Source organism: Oleiphilus sp. HI0125, assembly GCF_001635355.1.
This window is the reverse complement of the sequence record NZ_LWGF01000809.1, coordinates 1-1067: the sequence shown is the minus strand read 5'-3', so window position 1 is coordinate 1067 and position 1067 is coordinate 1. Positions and strand designations below refer to the sequence as shown.

Here is a 1067-nt window from a genome sequence, read left to right as displayed (position 1 = left end):
TGTGATGAAATTTTTACTACCACTACTTTGATCGTTATTAGGCGTTTGTGGTGATTGGGTATGATCAGTCGACATGGTGCTCCCCCTTAAAATCTTTCCGGAGTATAGCTGTTGTTTTATTTGGTGCTTTTTTAAACAGAAAGGGAGCTGTTTTTTTTGTTTCAAGCTTTACCTTTGCTTACTTACTCGGTCAGTTTTCATTTATACTTCGCGCCGACTGAATCATGTAGCATCGAGTATTTGCTCGTCATCGGAGTAGAAATGAAGTCCTTAGAAGGGTCAGACAAGTACGAATTCAACAAGCTTCAAAAACGCTTGCGTGCCGGAATGGGTAAAGCAATCATTGACTTCAACATGATTGAAGCTGGGGATAGGGTCATGGTCTGTCTGTCCGGAGGAAAAGACAGTTATACAATGCTGACTATTCTGATGAGCTTACAAAAGAGTGCTCCGATTGATTTTGACCTTGTCGCCGTAAATTTGGATCAAAAACAACCGGGTTTTCCAGAACATGTGTTACCTGAATATTTAGAATCCTTAGGTATTGAATACTATGTTGTGGATCGCGACACATATTCTGTTGTGAAGTCTAAGATCCCAGAAGGTAAAACAACCTGTGGTCTATGCTCACGGCTTCGTCGCGGGACCTTGTATTCATTCGCAGAGGACATTAAGGCGACTAAGATTGCATTAGGACACCACAAGGACGATATCGTCGAAACATTATTTTTGAATATGTTTCATGGCTCGAAGTTCTCTGCAATGCCGCCTAAATTGTTGTCTGATGATGGGCGAAATATCGTTATAAGACCTCTGGCCTATTGTCGCGAGAAAGATATTCTTAAATTTGCAGATATTATGGAATATCCGATTATTCCGTGTAATTTGTGTGGCTCTCAAGAAAACTTACAACGTCAGAATATCAAAGCGATGTTGCAAGCTTGGGAGAAGGAGCATCCCTCTCGTATTGAGTCGATATTTAGCTCTTTGCAAAACGTTGCACCGTCACAGCTTGCAGACAGAAATTTATTCGATTTTGAAACGCTCAAAATTGATCGTACCGAAGC

At 41.0% G+C, this 1067-nt stretch carries 1 protein-coding gene; it reads left to right on the top strand.

The genetic code is table 11. From position 1 onward, the window contains the following. Nucleotides 1-261 precede the first annotated feature (261 nt). Nucleotides 262-1067, top strand: an 806-nt coding sequence (ttcA, locus tag A3762_RS13050; RefSeq protein WP_068755964.1) for a tRNA 2-thiocytidine(32) synthetase TtcA, incomplete at its 3' end; no start/stop codon positions are given.